Source organism: Cognatundibacterium luofuense, assembly GCF_018139685.1.
In the GTDB taxonomy this organism is placed as follows: Bacteria; Pseudomonadota; Gammaproteobacteria; order Burkholderiales; family Burkholderiaceae_D; genus Undibacterium; species Undibacterium luofuense.
The window spans coordinates 1-363 of sequence record NZ_JAGSPN010000289.1; the positions used below are offsets into that span (position 1 = coordinate 1).

Annotated in this window: 1 protein-coding gene; it reads left to right on the top strand. The window is 49.9% G+C overall.

Annotated features, from left to right (window positions below):
• Positions 1 to 19 precede the first annotated feature (19 nt).
• Positions 20 to 363: paraquat-inducible protein A (locus KDM89_RS20455; protein ID WP_230428011.1), on the top strand; the 344-nt coding region annotated here is incomplete at its 3' end.

Below are 363 nucleotides of genomic sequence, written 5' to 3' on the forward strand. Positions count from 1 at the left end.
GGCCATCCTGTTTGGGATCATGAATCTGTTTCCTTTAATGGCGCTGAACCTGCAGCAAACCAGCAGGGAAGCGACCTTACTGGGTGCTGCATTAGCGATGTGGGAAAAGGAAATGCACGTCTTATCGTTATTGGTGATGTTGACCACGCTGCTGGTCCCCGCGTTACAAATTGCGTTAGAAATCTATGTCACTGTGTTGGCCTTACGCGGCCATATGTCTGCACACAAACTGGCTGCGCCGATACTGATTTTGCAGAAAATCCGCCCCTGGAGCATGATAGAAGTGTTCATGCTGGGCTTGCTCGTGTCACTGGTCAAACTCCAGGATTTAGCAGAAATCATCATTGGGCCCGCATTTTGGTC